Origin of the sequence: Streptomyces sp. Y20 (assembly GCF_043195475.1) — a bacterium.
Taxonomy (GTDB): domain Bacteria; phylum Actinomycetota; class Actinomycetes; order Streptomycetales; family Streptomycetaceae; genus Streptomyces.
The window spans coordinates 148,988-164,932 of the sequence record NZ_JBIDDP010000002.1; the positions used below are offsets into that span (position 1 = coordinate 148,988).

Here is a 15,945-nt window from a genome sequence, read left to right on the forward strand (position 1 = left end):
CGGCGAAGGGCGCCCCTGGCCATCCAGGGGCGCCCTTCGCCGTACCACGACTGCCCGCGTGCCGCCCGTGCCTGCTGCCGGGCGACCAGCGCCTGTGCCCGGCGCCTGCCGCCCGTGCCTGCTGCCGGGGCGATCAGCGACCGCGGCCCGGCTGCTGTGTGTCGGGGCGCACTGCCGTCGGTGGCCGGCCGCCTACCGCCTGCCGAGGCCTGTTGCGAAACGTAGCGCCGTCCCCCGGCCGGCGCCCGTTGCGGGCCCCACCGCCGCCTGTGGCGCACCGCCTGCTGCCGGACAGGCACTGTGGCCGGTCCGGCAGCCGCGGGAGACGGTCAGGCCTCTTCCCGGCGTACCGACAGCAGTTCCTCCAGCTGCTCCTCCCGGGCCTGCGCGGCCACGAAGAGCAGTTCGTCGCCGGGTTCCAGGGAGTCCTCCGGGGACGGGGTCAGCACACGGGTGCCGCGGATGATCGTGACCAGGGAGGTGTCCTGCGGCCACTCCACGTCGCCGACCTGGGTGCCGGCCAGAGCCGACTCCTCCGGCAGGGTCAGCTCCACCAGGTTGGCGTCACCGTGGCTGAAGCGGAGCAGGCGGACCAGATCGCCGACGCTCACCGCCTCCTCGACCAGGGCGGACATCAGGCGCGGGGTGGAGACGGCGACGTCGACGCCCCAGGACTCGTTGAACAGCCACTCGTTCTTGGGGTTGTTCACGCGGGCCACGACGCGTGGAACGCCGTATTCCGTCTTGGCGAGCAGTGAGACGACCAGGTTCACCTTGTCGTCGCCGGTAGCGGCGATCACGACGTTGCAGCGCTGCAACGCCGCCTCGTCCAGGGACGTGATCTCACAGGCGTCGGCGAGCAGCCACTCCGCCTGCGGGACGCGCTCGACCGAGATCGCGGTCGGCGCCTTGTCGATCAGCAGGACCTCGTGGCCGTTCTCGAGCAGTTCGCCCGCGATCGAGCGGCCGACGGCGCCGGCCCCGGCAATGGCGACCCTCATCAGTGACCGCTCTCCTCTTCCGGGCCACCGGCGAAGGCCGCCTCGACCTTCTCCACGTCGTCCGTCCGCATCATCACGTGCACGAGGTCGCCCTCCTGGAGCACCGTCTGCGAGGTGGGCAGGATCGCCTCGCCGAGCCGGGTCAGGAACGCCACCCGCACGCCCGTCTCCTCCTGGAGCCTGCTGATCTTGTGGCCGACCCACTTCGGGGAGGCGTGCACCTCGGCGAGCTGCACACCGCCGGTGGGGTCGCGCCACAGCGGCTCGGCCCCGGAGGGCAGCAGGCGGCGCAGCATCTGGTCGGCGGTCCAGCGGACCGTGGCCACGGTGGGGATGCCCAGGCGCTGGTAGACCTCGGCGCGACGGGGGTCGTAGATGCGGGCGGCGACGTTCTGCACGCCGAACATCTCGCGGGCCACGCGCGCGGAGATGATGTTGGAGTTGTCACCGCTGGAGACGGCGGCGAAGGCACCGGCCTCCTCGATGCCCGCCTCGCGCAGGGTGTCCTGGTCGAAGCCGACGCCGGTGACCCGGCGGCCGCCGAATCCCGGCCCCAGCCGGCGGAAGGCGGTGGGATCCTGGTCGATCACTGCGACCGTGTGTCCCTGTTGCTCCAGGGTCTGGGCGAGAGCGGAACCCACTCTCCCGCAGCCCATGATGACGATGTGCACGACCGTCCTTCCGGTGTCCAAAAGTTGCTGCTGAGCATCAGGGTCTCAGACCGACGCCCAAAGCTACACACGGGCGCCGCCCGGGCGGCACCCCTGTGCCGGGACCGGGGGAAGCCGCCGGCGAGTGATGCTGCGCACGCTGCACAGGGTGAGGATTCCGAGGCCGGTGAGGGCGGGCGTCGCCCCGATCAGCTCCGCGGTCGCGGGCATGGCACCTCCGGAGTGCGAGGAGAGGCGGGGTTTGCCATCCAGGCACGCGGGGCACCCAGACCACGGAATCCGCAGTTCCGTGCGCCCCCGAATTCACTCGTGAGGCAGATTGAGCATGCCGGGTGGGCGGGTGCCAGTTCGAAGGCTTACGATCCTCTCTCGTGTCCAAACTGACCGACGTGCCCAAACGGATCCTGATCGGGCGCGCACTGCGCAGTGACCGGCTGGGCGAGACGCTCCTGCCGAAGCGCATCGCACTGCCCGTCTTCGCCTCCGACCCGCTGTCCTCCGTCGCCTACGCGCCGGGGGAGGTCCTGCTGGTCCTGTCCATCGCGGGCGTGTCGGCGTACCACTTCAGCCCCTGGATCGCCGTCGCGGTCGTGGTGCTGATGTTCACCGTGGTCGCCTCCTACCGGCAGAACGTGCACGCCTACCCGAGCGGCGGCGGTGACTACGAGGTCGCCACCACCAACCTCGGCCCCAAGGCCGGCCTGACCGTGGCCAGCGCCCTGCTCGTCGACTACGTGCTGACCGTCGCCGTCTCGATCGCCTCCGGCATCGAGAACCTCGGCTCCGCGGTCCCCTTCGTGGTCCAGCACAAGGTGCTCTGCGCCGCCGCTGTGATCATCCTGCTGACGCTGATGAACCTGCGCGGCGTGAAGGAGTCCGGCAAGCTCTTCGCGATCCCGACGTACGTCTTCGTGGGCGGCGTCTTCATCATGATCGCCTGGGGCGCCTTCCGCGGGCTGTTCCTGGGCGACACCATGCGCGCCCCGACCGCCGACTACCACATCAAGGCCGAGCACCAGGGGCTCGGGGGCTTCGCGCTCGTCTTCCTGCTGCTGCGCGCCTTCTCCTCCGGCTGTGCGGCCCTCACCGGCGTCGAGGCGATCTCCAACGGCGTCCCCGCCTTCCGCAAGCCGAAGTCGAAGAACGCCGCCACCACGCTCGCCATGATGGGCCTGCTGGCCGTCACCATGTTCTGCGGCATCATCGCGCTCGCCATGACCACCAAGGTCCGCATGGCCGAGAACCCCGCGACCGACCTGCTGCACCACGGCGTCCCGCTCGGCGGTGGCTACGTGCAGAACCCGGTGATCTCCCAGGTCGCCGAGGCGGTCTTCGGCAAGGGCAGCTTCCTGTTCGTCGTCCTGGCCGCCGCCACCGCGCTGGTGCTGTTCCTGGCCGCCAACACGGCCTACAACGGCTTCCCGCTGCTCGGCTCGATCCTCGCCCAGGACCGCTACCTGCCGCGCCAGCTGCACACCCGCGGCGACCGCCTCGCCTTCTCCAACGGCATCGTGCTGCTCTCCGGAGCGGCGATGCTGCTCGTGTTCATCTACGGCGCCGACTCCACCCGCCTGATCCAGCTCTACATCGTCGGCGTGTTCGTATCCTTCACGCTCAGCCAGACCGGCATGGTCCGGCACTGGAACCGCCACCTCGCGGCCGAGAACGACCCGGCCAAGCGCAGCCACATGATCCGCTCCCGCGCGATCAACACGTTCGGCGCCTTCTTCACCGGCCTGGTGCTCGTCGTCGTGCTGGTCACCAAGTTCACGCACGGCGCCTGGGTGGCCCTGCTCGGCATGTGCATCTTCTACGCGACGATGACCGCGATCCGGAAGCACTACGACCGCGTCGCCGAGGAGATCGCCGCCCCCGAGGGCCCGAGCGACGACATGGTCCGCCCCTCCCGCGTCCACTCCGTCGTCCTGATCTCCAAGATCCACCGCCCGACGCTCCGCGCCCTGGCCTACGCCAAGCTGATGCGCTCCGACACCCTGGAGGCGCTCACCGTCAACGTGGACCCGGCCGAGACCAAGGCGCTGCGCGAGGAGTGGGAGCGGCGCGGGATCGACGTACCGCTGAAGGTCCTGGACTCGCCGTACCGCGAGGTCACCCGCCCGGTGATCGAGTACGTCAAGGGCCTGCGCAAGGAGTCCCCGCGCGACGCGGTCTCCGTGATCATCCCCGAGTACGTCGTCGGCCACTGGTACGAGCACCTGCTGCACAACCAGAGCGCCCTGCGCCTCAAGGGCCGCCTGCTGTTCACGGCCGGCGTCATGGTGACGTCGGTGCCGTACCAGCTGCAGTCCTCGGAGGCGGCCAAGCTGCGGGCCCGCAAGCGGCAGGAGTGGAACGCACCGGGCGCGGTCCGGCGCGGCCCGGCCGTGATGCGGCCCAAGGAGCCGTCGGGCAAGGACTGAGGCCGGGCGGGGAGGCCGTAGACTGGTGGGCTGTTGTCCGGCCCACCGGTGTGCGGCCTTCCGCGCACCGCCTTCCCGCTTCCCGATCTGGAGTCACCCCACCATGCAGGCAGAACCGAGCACGTCCCTGGTGGGTGAGGAGTACGAGGTCGAGATCGGCCCCGTCGCCCACGGCGGCCACTGCATCGCCCGTACGTCCGAGGGACAGGTGCTGTTCGTCCGGCACGCGCTGCCCGGCGAGCGGGTCGTGGCGCGGGTCACGGAGGGCGAGCAGGGCGCCCGCTACCTGCGCGCCGACGCGGTGCGCGTCATCGAGGCGTCCAAGGACCGCATCGAGGCCCCGTGCCCCTTCGCCGGGCCCGGCCGCTGCGGCGGCTGCGACTGGCAGCACGCCAAGCCGGGCGCCCAGCGCCGGCTCAAGGCCGACGTCATCGCCGAACAGCTCCAGCGGCTCGCCGGCCTCACCCCCGAGGAGGCGGGCTGGGACGGCACCGTCCTGCCGGCCGAGGGCGACAAGCTGCCGGCGGGCCAGGTTCCGCAGTGGCGGACGCGGGTGCAGTACGCGGTGGACGCCGACGGCAACGCAGGACTGCGCCGCCACCGCTCGCACGAGGTCGAACCGATCGACCACTGCATGATCGCGGCGGCCGGCGTCAGCGAACTGGGCATCGAGGACCGGGACTGGTCCGGCATGGTCTCCGTCGAGGCGATCGCCGCCACGGGATCCCAGGACCGCATGGTGATCCTGGAGCCGCGGCCCGGGGCACGGCTGCCGCTCGTCGAGCTGGACAGGCCCGTCTCGGTCATGCGCGTCGAGGAGAACGACGGCGGCATCCACCGCGTCCACGGCCGGGCCTTCGTGCGTGAACGCGCCGACGACCGCACCTACCGCGTCGGCAGCGGCGGCTTCTGGCAGGTCCACCCGAAGGCGGCCGACACCCTGGTCAAGGCCGTCATGCAGGGCCTGATGCCGCGCAAGGGCGAGACGGCCCTGGACCTGTACTGCGGCGTGGGCCTGTTCGCCGGCGCCCTGGCCGACCGCCTCGGCGAGAAGGGCGCGGTCCTCGGCATCGAGTCCGGCAAGCGGGCGGTGGAGGACGCGCGGCACAACCTGGCCGGCTTCCCCCGGGTCCGTATCGAGCAGGGCAAGGTGGAGTCGGCCCTGCCCCGCACCGGCATCTCCGAGGCCGACCTCATCGTCCTGGACCCGCCCCGCGCCGGCGCCGGCCGCAGCACGGTCACCCACCTCGCCTCCCTCGGCGCCCGCCGGATCGCCTACGTCGCCTGCGACCCCGCCGCGCTGGCCCGCGACCTGGCCTACTTCCGCGAGGGCGGCTACCGGGTGCGGACGCTGCGGGCGTTCGACCTGTTCCCGATGACGCATCACGTGGAGTGCGTGGCGATTCTGGAGCCTGCGAACAAGGGCGCCTGACCTGCGGTTCTGTGGTCCGGGTGGGTCGCTCGACCTGATTTTCTCCGTGTAGCGGGTCGGGCAGACGCACTGCTGTTCACACTCGCCTGACCTGCGGTTACCGGGTGTGGCGGGGTTCGTACGAATGATGTCGGCGACGCGCATTCATCATCTTGACGCTCGAATGACGCTCGATTCGTGAGACCGAAGCAGGGTCGCGTTGCTCGGCCGGCGAGGGGCGAGTGGGGCCGGCACGTGGCCCTCGTTCGCGACGCGTCGGCGTGACTGACGCCCACGTGGGACAGCCGACAGCCGGCTTACGCAAAGGGCGCAAGCCGGTGATCGGTCATCACTTCCTCCGGCACCATCGGTGACGACGGAGCGCATGCCGGAGGAGTCTCACATCCGCTCCCGGGCCGTCCGGTCGCGGACGCTCAGGACGTCACCCGCACGGACTGGTGCGACTCGGTGCGCGGCCCGTCCCGGGTGCTTCGATCCGCTTCAGCCGCCGATGGGCGTGACCCCTGAGGGAGCCGGGGCCAGTCGGTACCCGCCGTCCTCGCGTCGCACGTGTCCGGCGGTCGGCGGCGGGAAGTGGCTTCCCAGCAGGAGAGTTGACGTACCGGCCAGTGAGCCGAGCACCTGGTTCCGGGTCCTGGCCGCGAGTTCGGGAGCGACGTCCACACAGCTGCAGAGCTCCGGATGCGCCATCTGGACCGGGTGGTGGATGCTGTCGCCGGTGACCAGTGCGGTCTCGCCACGGCTGCTCAGTTCCACCGCTACCTGCCCCGGTGTGTGGCCGGGGGTGGGCAGCAGACGGATGCCCGGCGCGACGTCCGTGCCCTCGTCCGCGACATCGATGAGGTCGAACAGACCTGCCTCCCGGACGGGATGGACCGAGTCCCGGAACATCTGCCGACGCGCCTCCTCCATGTCGGCCCCCGCCCAGTAGTCCCACTCGGTGCGTGAGGTGAGGTAGCGCGCGTTCGGGAAGGTGGGTACCCAGGCGTCGCCCTCGGCACGCGTGTTCCACCCCACGTGGTCGGCGTGGAGGTGGGTCAGGACCACGACGTCGACGCTCTCCGGCGCGAAGCCCGCCGCCCGTAGCCGTGCTTCGTAGTCGCTGTTCAGGTTGTGCCAGGCGGGGTTGGAGCGCCGCTTCCCGTTTCCGATGCCGGTGTCCACCAGCACCCGCATGCCGTCCACCTCGACGGCGAAGCTGTGACTCGCCAGGCGCAGGACGCCTTGTTCGTCGGCGAACTCGGGGCTCAGCCAGGGAGTCCGGCTCACGAGGTCGGTGGTCGCCCCGGGCAGCAGCCACGGACCGGTCCGGGCGGGCAGGGCCACTTCGTCGATGCGTCGTACGGTGTGGTTGCCCACCGTCCAGGAAGAGGCGGGGGGAGTAGTGGACTTGGTCGTCTGCGATGAGGTGAACACGGCGATTTTCCTTATCTGTCATGGGTCGCGAGGACGGAGATGCCTGGAGCGGGTGTGTCGGGTGTGTCGGGTGAGGCGGATGTGTAGTTGCTCGTTGCCGGGCGGGAGTGGGCGTCCGGGGACGGTGTCCGGCGCCGACTGCGCAGCGGCGCGGTCAGCGTCGCGACTGCGACGGTCGCCAGTACGGCCACGAAGCCGGCATGGGCCAGTGCTGCCGCACGCAGCCCGAAGCCGGCGGTGAGGGCGCCGGCGCCGATGGCGGGCAGACTCATCGCCAGGTAGCTGAGTACGTAATAGGAGGCGAGCGTGCCGCCCTTCTCCCGGGCCGGGACCGAGTCGACGACCGCGCGCAGCGCACCCTGGGAGACGGCTCCGAAGCCGAACCCGGCCAGCGCCGCCCCGGCGAAGAGAAGTACGGGGCCGGCGAGACAGAGGGCACCCAGGGTCAGGACGGCCGCCGGAATCACCGCGCAGCTCCCGAGAAGAGCGCAGACGCCGGCACGCATCCTGCGCGTGAAGTACACCGTCGGGGCGGCGACGGCCGTCAGCGTGAAGAAGACCAGGCCGCCGGCGTATTCGGGTCCGCCGGGGGAGATGAGCCGTGTGAAGCCCGGTCCCAGGGACGAGTAGAAGCCGCCGAGTGCCCAGACGGCGACGACGCCGGCGCCGTTGAGCAGGAGAGCGTGGGCGGCCGCCGACGGCAGCGCCAGGTGGGGCCGCGTCGAGCGCAGTGCTCCGGGACGGCGGCGGACGGTCTCGGACGTCGAGACCAGGGCGATGGCCTGCGCGGCGAACACGGCGATCAGGGCCGCGTACACCGTGATCGCCGGAACGGGGGCGAAGCGCACCATGAGGGTGGCCGCCAGGACGCCGGCCGCCATGCCCGTCACCGGCGCGATGCTGTTGGCCAGCGCGGGGCGCCCCGGCCGGGCGGGGTCTTCCAGGTCGAGGAGAGCCGCACCTGCTGCGCTGGTCGCCGCGCCGGTCGCGATGCCCTGCAGCACGCGGGCGCCGATCAGGGTGGTCAGGCCGTCGGCCGTCGCGAACAGTGCCATGGAGGCGACCTGGACCGCGAGTGCGCCCAGGAGCACGGGGCGGCGTCCGACATGGTCGGAAAGGGTTCCGGTCGTCAGCAGTGCGATCAGGAGTGCCAGAGCGTAGGCGCTGAAGACCACCGTGATGTCGAGGGCCGACAACTGCCACTGAGCCTGGTAGTGGGGGTACAGCGGGGTCGGCGCGCTGGATGCGGCGAGCAGCGCGATGAGGATCGAGGTGTGCAATGCGAACGGCAGGCGTCCGGATGGGGAGGTGCGGGGAGGCGTGAGGCCCGCGGGGACGCTCTGCATGAGGGTCCTTCCTACGCTAAAAGCGATTGGTTTGCTTTAAGGCAACCGTAGGTCCTACGATCGACTAAAGCAAATGATTCGCTTTTACGGTGGTCGGAGGTCCTGCACCAGCTCCGGCCCGTCGCGCCGCACAGATCCGGAAGGAAGCCATGACCAGCGAACTCACCCCCCAAGAGGCAGCCCGAGGGGCGCTGCGGGCGGGGCTCCCCCTCGGGGACGGCCGACATGAAGAAGTGGCCATGACGGCCAACTACATCCATTCCGTGATCAGCACGTTGCGCGAGCTCGATTTCGGCGAGACCCCTCCCGCGTCCTCCTACCGAGCCGGACAGGGGAACGCCGATGCAACCGTTTGAGCTGTCGCTGACCGAAGCCTCCCGTGCGGTGCGCGCACGGGAGCTGTCCCCCGTCGAACTCACCGAATCGGTGCTCGCCCGTATTGACGCCGTCGAAGGACGGCTGGGCGCCTACGTCACCGTCGTCGCCGACGCGGCCCTGGCCGCAGCGGTCCGCGCCGAACGGGAGATCTCCGGAAGCGGACCGCGCGGGCCGCTGCACGGGATCCCCATGGCGCTCAAGGATCTGATCGACGCAGAGGGGGTACCCACCACGGCGAGCTCGCACGTCCGGGCAGGGCACGTGGCGGAACGCGACAGCCGGGTGGCCGAACGGCTCGGCGCCGCCGGGGCCGTCCTCCTGGGCAAGACGCACACGCACGAGTTCGCCTACGGCCTGACCACTCCGCAGACGAACAATGCCTGGGACCACAGCCGGGTCGCGGGCGGGTCGAGCGGCGGCTCGGCGGTAGCTGTCGCCGCCGGCGGGGCGACGTTCGCCATGGGCACGGACACGGGCGGTTCCATCCGGGTCCCCGCGGCCCTGAACGGCGTGGTGGGCCTCAAGCCGACCTACGGCCTGGTCCCACGCACAGGCGTGACCTCGCTGTCCTGGTCCCTGGACCACGTGGGCCCTCTCACCCGCACCGTCCAGGACGTCGCCCTGGTGCTGTCGGCGACCGCCGGCCACGACCCGCGCGACCCGGCGAGCGTGTCCGGCCCCATGCTGGACCGCTTCCCGGGAGGCGACCTGCGAGGACTGAAGGTCGGCGTACCGCGGAACCACTACTTCGACCGGGTCACGCCCGAGGTCGAGGAGTCCGTACGCGGCGCGATCGAGCGGCTGGCGGAGCTGGGGGCGGAGCTCGTCGATGTCGAGATCCCGATGGCGCGCTACATCCAGGCCGTTCAGTGGGGGCTGATGGTTCCCGAGGCCACCGCGTACCACGAGCGGTCGCTGCGCGCCACCCCCGACCTGTACGCGGCGGACGTTCGCATCCTGCTGGAGGCCGGCGAACTCACCTCTGCGGGCGACTACCTCCGCGCCCAGCGGGCCCGCACCATGATGCGAGACGCCTGGGCTCGCATGTTCGACGGAATCGACGTCCTCGCCGCGCCGACGGTGCCGATGACCGCCGCCGAGGCGGGGCAGGAAGCCGTCGAGTGGGCCGATGGCACGACCGAGGCCGTGTCGGACAGCTACGTCCGCCTCTGTGCCCCCGCCAACATCACCGGCGTCCCGGCCCTCACCCTGCCGGTCGGTCACGACCGCGCCGGACTGCCGATCGGTATGCAGCTGATGGCGCGCCCCTTCCACGACGCGACGGTGCTCCGTGTGGGCCGGGTCTACGAGGAGTCGGTGGCCGGCGCGGGGCGGCTTGCTCCCCTCGCCGCCTGAGGGAAGGGGGACGTTCCAACCGGCATGCGGTCGCGTCGCCGCAGGGCGTCCGCCGTGCTCGGGCGCCCGGATACGCAGCCCTGCGGGTCGCCGACGCCGGCCACCGCCTAGAAGCAACAAATTCGCATTAAGGTGGATCGCATGAGTCCCAAGCCCATGGCCCGCCCCGGCGGGCGCAGCGCACGCGTACAGGAGTCCGTCCATGCGGCGGTACGTGAACTCGTAGGGGAGGTGGGCCGCGACGCGCTCACGGTCCCGATGGTGGCCACTCGGGCGGGCGTGACTCCCTCCACGATCTACCGTCGTTGGGGTGACCTGCAGGAACTCCTGTCCGACGTGGCCGTCGAACGACTGCGCCCGGAAACGGATCCGGCCGATCTCGGAAGCCTGCGGGCCGATCTCGACGCGTGGGCGGAACAGTTCCTCGACGAGATGGCCTCACCGACCGGGCGTGCGTACATCCGGGACGCCCTGCTCGGCGACCCCGACGGCACCAATGCCGGTCAGTGTTCGGCGTATGCCGCAGAGCAGATCGACGCCGTGTTGGCCCGTGCGGTGCAGCGGGGGGAGCCGGTGCCCGAGACGGAACTGCTGATCGACCGTGTCGTCGCGCCGATCATGTACCGCATCCTCTTCCGCCCTGGCCGACTGGACGCCGCATACGCGCGCGAGCTCGTGACGAACGCCGTGTACGCCCTGCAGACCGAGGCCGGCTCTCGCCCCACCCAGGCCGCGGGACATCTTTCCGATGACGTCGCACGTGGAGTGTGCAGCGATCCTGGAGCCAGCTGACAAGGGTGTCTGACCTGCGGTTTTGCGGCCCAGTAGAGCGCTCGACCTGCTTCTCTCCGTACAGCGGTTCGAGCGGACGGCGTCCCTAGCAACCTTCTGGCCTGCGCATTCATGCGGGAGGTGCTGCATCGGAGGACGCCGTCAAGGTCTCGTCCGGGGATTCTTGACGCTCGCATGACGCTCGAAGCGGGCAACTCCACCTGCCGGACCTCTCCGGCCCGGCGCCGCGCGGACCGGCTCCATCGGCACGGGCAGGGACCCCGTCCGGCACGTGCGTCCCGCTTCGCCTCCCCAGGGGCGGCGCGGGTTGCCAGACTGCGACAGGCCAACGGCATCGCCCGGCTCAGCTGGGGAGCTCAAGAGTGACGACCGCCCCTTGCCTGGTGTTCTCGGCGTGCGCAGTGCCGCCGTGCGCGGTGGCCACGGCGTGTACGAAGGCGAGTCCGAGGCCGGACCCCTTGCTGGTGCGGCTCGCTTCGGCGCGGGCGAAGCGGTCGAAGGCACGGGGGAGGAACCCGGGCGGGAAGCCGGGCCCGTCGTCGTGGACGCGTACCCGTACCCTGCCGTCGTGGACGGCGGCCGTGACGCGGACGCTTCCGTTGCCGTGGCGCAGCGCGTTGTCGACGAGGTTGCCGATGGCGGGCACCAGCCAGCGGGCGTCTACGTCGACGGTCGTGTCGTCCGCGTCGGTGTGCAGGCCGTGCCCGGCGCGTTCGGCGGTGCGTCGATGCGGGGAGACGGCGGTGTCGACCAGGTCGGCGAGTCGTACGGGGGCCCGGGCGATGTGGCCGGTGCTGCCGAGTTCCTCCAGGTCGAGGAGGGCGTTGGAGAGGTCGATCAGACGTTGCACCTCGGCGTCCACGGCGCGCAGGGTCTCGGTGAGTTCCTCGGCGGAGCGGGGCCGGTGCAGTGCGACGTCGACCTCGGCCCGCATCAGGGTGAGCGGGGTGCGCAGTTCGTGGCTGGCGTCGGCGACGAACCGGCGCTCGCGTTCGGCGGATGCTTCGAGGCGGTCGAGCATGTGGTTGAGGGTGTGGCCGAGGCGGGTGATCTCGTCGTCCCGGTCGGCGGGCACGTCGAGGCGCAGATTCTGGGCGCCGCCGGCGAGGGTGGCGGCGCCGCTACGGTAGCGCTCGACGGGGCGCAGGGCGGCGCGGGCGGTGCGGTAGCCGACGTAGGAGGCGGCGATCAGGGTCAGGCCGGAGGCGATGCCCAGCTGGGCGAGGAGTTCGCGCAGCGCCTCATCCCGGTGACCGCGCCGTAGGGCGGCGACGACGATCCTGGTCCCGCCATCCGCCGTGACCTGCCGTGCCCGCAGGCGCAGGGTGCCGGAGGTGATCGGGAGCAGGGAACCGATGTCGTGCCGGAGCGTGGCTCCGCGTTCGACGGCGGCGAGTTCGGCGGGGGCGAGCAGTGGCCGGTGGCGCACGGCATCGCTGGAGCTCACGATGCGGCCGCGTGTGTCCAGGACCTGCTGGAGGCTGCCGCTGGGTCCGGGCGGGAGCTCGGTCCCAGCGCCAACCGCCTGGTCGAGACTGCGCCCGTAGGTGGTCAGGTCGTCGTTCAGCTGTTGGTCGAGGGCCGTCTCGACCCGCCAGTAGACCAGACCGGCCGCTCCGGTCAGGACCAGTGACATGGTGACGGCGACGGCCAGCACGAGGCGTGTGACGACGGGCAGCCGCCGGAACCAGAACCGGAGCCGGCCGCGCAGGTTCACGGGGCGGTCTCCAGGCGGTAGCCGCGGCCGCGCAGGGTCGTGATGGTCGTACGGTCGAAGGCGCGGTCGACCTTGGCGCGCACCTTGGAGACGTGGACGTCGATGGCGTTGCTGCGCAGATCGGTCTCGCCGTCCCAGACCTCGTTGAGCAGCTGCAGACGGCTGACCACGCGTCCGGCGTTCTCCATCAGCACCCGCAGCACGTCGAACTCCCGTCGCGACAGGTCGAGTTCGATGCCTGCCCGCCAGGCCCGCTGCTGGTCCGGGTCGAGGACGAGATCGCCGACCTGGAGTTGGCGTGCCACTTCGGGGCGGCGCCGGGATATCGCCCGCAGTCGGGCCAGTAGCTCCTCCACGGCGAAGGGCTTGACCACGTAGTCGTCGGCGCCGGCGTCAAGGCCGACGACCCGCTCGCTGATCGCGCCGCGCGCAGTGAGCAGGATCACGGGCACGTCGATGCCCTCGGCGCGCAGCGTCCGGCAGACCTCGACCCCGTCCATCCCCGGCAGCATGACGTCGAGGAGTACGGCGTCCACGCGCGGGTCACGGGCGGCGGCGAGCCCGGAGAGGCCGTCGTAGCGGCCCTCGGCGGTGTGCCCGGACTCGATCAGGTAGCGGACGACCAGGTCCGTGAGGCGTGTCTCGTCGTCGACGACCAGGTAGTGCATGCCGGTCAGGCTAACCACCTGCCGGCCACGGCACCGCCACCGGGAAGGCTTCATGGTCTGTTCATGTGACATCCCTACCGTCATTCAGGTTGCGGTGCACCGCGGACCGCGACCGGTCCGCCGTCCGACGTGCCGTGACGGAAGGGATCCCCATGCTCGCATCGGTGCTCGCCGCCAAGGGCATCACCGGCCACCTCACGGTCACCGACGTGATGACCCGCGGCGGTATCGACGTCCTCGCGCTGCTGATTCTGGTCGGCTGGCTCTACCGGCGTCGCCCCAGCGCACCGGCGATGCCGCTGGTGCTGGCCGCGCTGAACATCGGCCTGTTCGCCGCGATGAGCACGATCAGTTCCGGCAAGTTCCCGGCCGGGGTCGGCTTCGGCCTGTTCGGCATCCTCTCCCTGGTCCGGCTGCGCAGCGCGGCGTTCACCCTGCGCGACGTCGCCTACACCTTCGTGGCTCTGGTCATCGCCCTGTGCACGGGTCTGCCGCACCGGCAGATGTGGCTTGTCGTCGCACTGGGGGCCGTGGTGCTGCTTGCGGTGCTGCTGGTCGACGACCCGAAGTCGTACGACCCGCCGACCCGGACGGTGAAGCTCACCCTCGACCGGATCTACCCGGAGCCCGCGCTCATCGCCAATGACGTGGCGCTCCGCTTCGGCCGTGCGCCGCTGTCGGTCGAGGTCGACGAGGTCGACTACGTTCGCGAGACCACGCGGGTCTCCGCCCGCTACCCCGTGCAGCCCGGCGATGCCGCGCTCGCCGCGCGGCCCGAGCCGCGCGAGGAGCTGACGCTCTCATGACGTCCGCTTTCGCGTCCGCACTCGGCCTGTCCGGGCTGCGGGGCGCGACGCTGGCCGAGGTCGACGCGGCCGCCGCGCTTCAGCATCGCACCGACCGCAAGTACCTGGTCCCGCTCGACCGTGCCCGCGACCTCGTCGCCCGGCTCGCCGGTAGCCACCGCGTCCTCGACCTCGGCGCCGGCCGCCGGACGACGAGCTACCTCAGCACGTACTTCGACACCGAGGAACTCGGCGCCTGGCGCGCCCACGCCCAGGGGCGCCGCCGGCGCTGGAAGGTCCGCACCCGGCTGTACGCGGAGGACGGGCTGTGCCGGGTGGAGGTGAAGACGAAGGACGGCCGAGGCGCCACGGTCAAACACGCCCTCACGGTCCCGGCCGTCGCGTACGGCGAACTGGGCACGCGGGCCACCGAGTTCGTGGACGAGATGCTGGACGGATCCGGCATCCCCGTCACGGCCAAGGAGCTGGCCCCGGCCGCCGAGGTCCGCTACGTCCGCGCTGCCCTCGCCGACCTGGACCACGGCACCCGCGTCACCCTCGACGGCGCCCTCACCTGCCACCGGGGCGACCGCACCGCCGCGCTCGACTCCGGCCACGTCCTCGTCGAGACCAAGGGCGGCACCCGCCTCGCCCCCGCCGACCGGCTGCTGCTGAGCCTCGGCGCCCGGCCGGTCTCCCTCAGCAAGTACATCGTCGGCCAGTCCCTGCTCACCCCCGGCCTGCCCGACAACGACGTACGCCGCCTCGCGCGCGCCCACTTCACCACCGAGGCGCATGCGCTCTTCGAAAGGACCCCCGCCGCATGAACGCCCTGCGCGGCATCAAATGGCCGTATGCCCTGATCGCGCTGCTCGCCGTCGCGGCCGTCTCCGTCGGCGTGCTGCGACCGCAGTGGGTCGCGGCCGCCACCTTCACCACCGCGAAGAAGAAGCCCGGCGCGACGGCACGGATCAAGCAGGACCTGCCGCCGAAGCTCTTCACCGACGCCGAGATCGCCACGATCGGGAAGGAGGCGGCGGCCCAACGCGGCAAGGCCGACGCCCTCTTCGCGAAGTGGACCGCGGAGCACGGCACCACGCGCGACGACAAGGCGTTCACCGCCTGGGCCGCCGCGCAGATCCCCGCGCCCCTGTCCGCCAAGGAGCGCACCGCCGAACTCCACCAGGTCCAGGCCCTCGCCAAGACCCGCACGGCGGCGGGGAAGAAGGCCGCGACCTGGCTGGAGCTCCACGGCAAGAAGGACATCTGGAAGCTCTACCTTCACGACCGGCGCGAATTGATTCCGTCGGCGCAGGGCACGGCGGAGAAGGCCGACCTCAAGGCGGCCCTGAAGCTGGCCAAGACGATCAGCGACCAGCTGGCGGCCAAGGACAAGCAGCCGGCCCCGTTCGTCCTTGACCCGACCCTGCGCCCGGAGAAGCAGATCAAGCCCGGTGCGAAGGGCCCGTACTCCTACCCCTCCCGCCACGCCACCCGCGCCGCCGCGGCCGTCACCTTCCTCAGCGCCCTCTCCCCGCACCGGGCCGAGGACTACGAGTGGATGCGGGCCGAGGTCCTCTACTCCCGCCTCTACATGGCCGGCCACGTCACCAGCGACCTGACCGCCGGCACCCTGCTCGGCGACCTGATCGGCGACTACGAGCTGGCCGTCAGCGGACACTGGCACCGCTGAGCCGCGGCGGCTCGTGCGCGAGGTGGAGGCTGGCACGACGAGCGCGGTTTCAAGGGGCTCGCCATCGTGAGGCGCGCGTTATCGCTCGTGACGCTCGTTTGACGCGCGGGCCGCTTCGCAGCCTGTTTCCGAGGCGGAAAAATGCGGTCTCACCTGCATGTTTTCCCATCGGGCCGCCCTATGGCATGTTTCCGATGACGCATCATGTGGAGTGCGTGGCGATCCTTGAACCGGCGGCGAAGGGGCTCTGACCTGAGTTTTCCGTGTGAT

The 15,945-nt window shown here is 71.1% G+C and carries 14 protein-coding genes; 8 read left to right on the forward strand and 6 right to left on the reverse strand.

The genetic code is table 11. From position 1 onward, the window contains the following. Window positions 1-329: 329 nt before the first annotated feature. The gene (locus tag ACGFT1_RS05820; protein ID WP_373907782.1) at window positions 330-1,001 is read right to left on the reverse strand and encodes a TrkA family potassium uptake protein; all 672 of its coding nucleotides are present in this window, start codon (window positions 999-1,001) and stop codon (window positions 330-332) included. Next, window positions 1,001-1,672, reverse strand: coding sequence for an NAD-binding protein (locus ACGFT1_RS05825; protein WP_373907783.1), 672 nt, complete (start codon window positions 1,670-1,672; stop codon window positions 1,001-1,003). Before ACGFT1_RS05825 ends, ACGFT1_RS05820 begins: the two co-directional genes overlap by 1 nt. Before the next feature lie 371 nt (window positions 1,673-2,043). Here ACGFT1_RS05825 and ACGFT1_RS05830 point away from each other — a divergent pair, with 371 nt between their 5' ends. Further along, entirely contained in the window at window positions 2,044-4,092 is a 2,049-nt protein-coding gene (locus tag ACGFT1_RS05830) for an APC family permease (RefSeq protein WP_373907784.1), read from the forward strand. Between the two features lie 103 nt (window positions 4,093-4,195). Continuing rightward, window positions 4,196-5,524 carry a class I SAM-dependent RNA methyltransferase gene (locus tag ACGFT1_RS05835; RefSeq protein WP_373907785.1) on the forward strand — a complete coding sequence of 443 codons (1,329 nt, stop codon included), beginning with the start codon at window positions 4,196-4,198 and terminating at the stop codon, window positions 5,522-5,524. Between the two features lie 480 nt (window positions 5,525-6,004). Here ACGFT1_RS05835 and ACGFT1_RS05840 read toward each other — a convergent pair whose 3' ends face one another. Both ACGFT1_RS05840 and ACGFT1_RS05845 read right to left on the reverse strand, forming a co-directional pair. Further along, window positions 6,005-6,940 carry an MBL fold metallo-hydrolase gene (locus tag ACGFT1_RS05840; protein WP_373907786.1) on the reverse strand — a complete coding sequence of 312 codons (936 nt, stop codon included), beginning with the start codon at window positions 6,938-6,940 and terminating at the stop codon, window positions 6,005-6,007. An 11-nt stretch (window positions 6,941-6,951) separates the two neighbouring features. Then, the gene (locus ACGFT1_RS05845) at window positions 6,952-8,286 is read right to left on the reverse strand and encodes an MFS transporter (RefSeq protein ID WP_373907787.1); all 1,335 of its coding nucleotides are present in this window, start codon (window positions 8,284-8,286) and stop codon (window positions 6,952-6,954) included. Window positions 8,287-8,435: 149 nt separating this feature from the next. Here ACGFT1_RS05845 and ACGFT1_RS05850 point away from each other — a divergent pair, with 149 nt between their 5' ends. The 3 genes from ACGFT1_RS05850 to ACGFT1_RS05860 all read left to right on the forward strand — a co-directional run bounded on the left by ACGFT1_RS05850 (window position 8,436) and on the right by ACGFT1_RS05860 (window position 10,812). Further along, complete coding sequence (locus tag ACGFT1_RS05850; protein WP_031089454.1) at window positions 8,436-8,642, forward strand: hypothetical protein; 207 nt, start codon at window positions 8,436-8,438, stop codon at window positions 8,640-8,642. After that, complete coding sequence (locus tag ACGFT1_RS05855; RefSeq protein WP_373907788.1) at window positions 8,629-10,020, forward strand: amidase; 1,392 nt, start codon at window positions 8,629-8,631, stop codon at window positions 10,018-10,020. Before ACGFT1_RS05850 ends, ACGFT1_RS05855 begins: the two co-directional genes overlap by 14 nt. A 141-nt stretch (window positions 10,021-10,161) precedes the next feature. Continuing rightward, window positions 10,162-10,812: a TetR/AcrR family transcriptional regulator gene (locus tag ACGFT1_RS05860; RefSeq protein ID WP_373907789.1), complete on the forward strand. Its 651-nt coding sequence runs from the start codon at window positions 10,162-10,164 to the stop codon at window positions 10,810-10,812. A 343-nt stretch (window positions 10,813-11,155) separates the two neighbouring features. On the opposite strand, the gene ACGFT1_RS05865 is transcribed toward ACGFT1_RS05860, so the two are convergent. After that, entirely contained in the window at window positions 11,156-12,529 is a 1,374-nt protein-coding gene (locus ACGFT1_RS05865; RefSeq protein ID WP_373907790.1) for an ATP-binding protein, read from the reverse strand. Further along, the gene (locus ACGFT1_RS05870) at window positions 12,526-13,197 is read right to left on the reverse strand and encodes a response regulator transcription factor (RefSeq protein ID WP_373907791.1); all 672 of its coding nucleotides are present in this window, start codon (window positions 13,195-13,197) and stop codon (window positions 12,526-12,528) included. The genes ACGFT1_RS05865 and ACGFT1_RS05870 overlap by 4 nt, the downstream gene beginning before the upstream one ends. A gap of 152 nt (window positions 13,198-13,349) precedes the next feature. Here ACGFT1_RS05870 and ACGFT1_RS05875 point away from each other — a divergent pair, with 152 nt between their 5' ends. Genes ACGFT1_RS05875 through ACGFT1_RS05885 form a run of 3 tightly spaced genes read left to right on the forward strand, consistent with a single transcriptional unit; the run spans window position 13,350 to window position 15,675 of the window. Further along, window positions 13,350-14,003 carry a DUF4956 domain-containing protein gene (locus ACGFT1_RS05875; protein WP_373907792.1) on the forward strand — a complete coding sequence of 218 codons (654 nt, stop codon included), beginning with the start codon at window positions 13,350-13,352 and terminating at the stop codon, window positions 14,001-14,003. After that, window positions 14,000-14,809, forward strand: coding sequence for a polyphosphate polymerase domain-containing protein (locus ACGFT1_RS05880; RefSeq protein WP_373907793.1), 810 nt, complete (start codon window positions 14,000-14,002; stop codon window positions 14,807-14,809). Before ACGFT1_RS05875 ends, ACGFT1_RS05880 begins: the two co-directional genes overlap by 4 nt. Next, window positions 14,806-15,675, forward strand: a complete 870-nt coding sequence (locus ACGFT1_RS05885; RefSeq protein ID WP_373907794.1) for a phosphatase PAP2 family protein — start codon at window positions 14,806-14,808, stop codon at window positions 15,673-15,675. The genes ACGFT1_RS05880 and ACGFT1_RS05885 overlap by 4 nt, the downstream gene beginning before the upstream one ends. The last annotated feature ends 270 nt before the right edge of the window (window positions 15,676-15,945 follow it).

Coding starts and splice junctions, on each gene's coding strand:
- ACGFT1_RS05875 (WP_373907792.1), top strand. CDS start 13,350: ATGCTCGCATCGGTGCTCGCCGCCAAGGGCATCACCGGCCACCTCACG.
- ACGFT1_RS05820 (WP_373907782.1), bottom strand. CDS start 1,001: ATGAGGGTCGCCATTGCCGGGGCCGGCGCCGTCGGCCGCTCGATCGCG.
- ACGFT1_RS05860 (WP_373907789.1), top strand. CDS start 10,162: ATGAGTCCCAAGCCCATGGCCCGCCCCGGCGGGCGCAGCGCACGCGTA.
- ACGFT1_RS05880 (WP_373907793.1), top strand. CDS start 14,000: ATGACGTCCGCTTTCGCGTCCGCACTCGGCCTGTCCGGGCTGCGGGGC.
- ACGFT1_RS05850 (WP_031089454.1), top strand. CDS start 8,436: ATGACCAGCGAACTCACCCCCCAAGAGGCAGCCCGAGGGGCGCTGCGG.
- ACGFT1_RS05870 (WP_373907791.1), bottom strand. CDS start 13,197: ATGCACTACCTGGTCGTCGACGACGAGACACGCCTCACGGACCTGGTC.
- ACGFT1_RS05845 (WP_373907787.1), bottom strand. CDS start 8,286: ATGCAGAGCGTCCCCGCGGGCCTCACGCCTCCCCGCACCTCCCCATCC.
- ACGFT1_RS05855 (WP_373907788.1), top strand. CDS start 8,629: ATGCAACCGTTTGAGCTGTCGCTGACCGAAGCCTCCCGTGCGGTGCGC.
- ACGFT1_RS05885 (WP_373907794.1), top strand. CDS start 14,806: ATGAACGCCCTGCGCGGCATCAAATGGCCGTATGCCCTGATCGCGCTG.
- ACGFT1_RS05835 (WP_373907785.1), top strand. CDS start 4,196: ATGCAGGCAGAACCGAGCACGTCCCTGGTGGGTGAGGAGTACGAGGTC.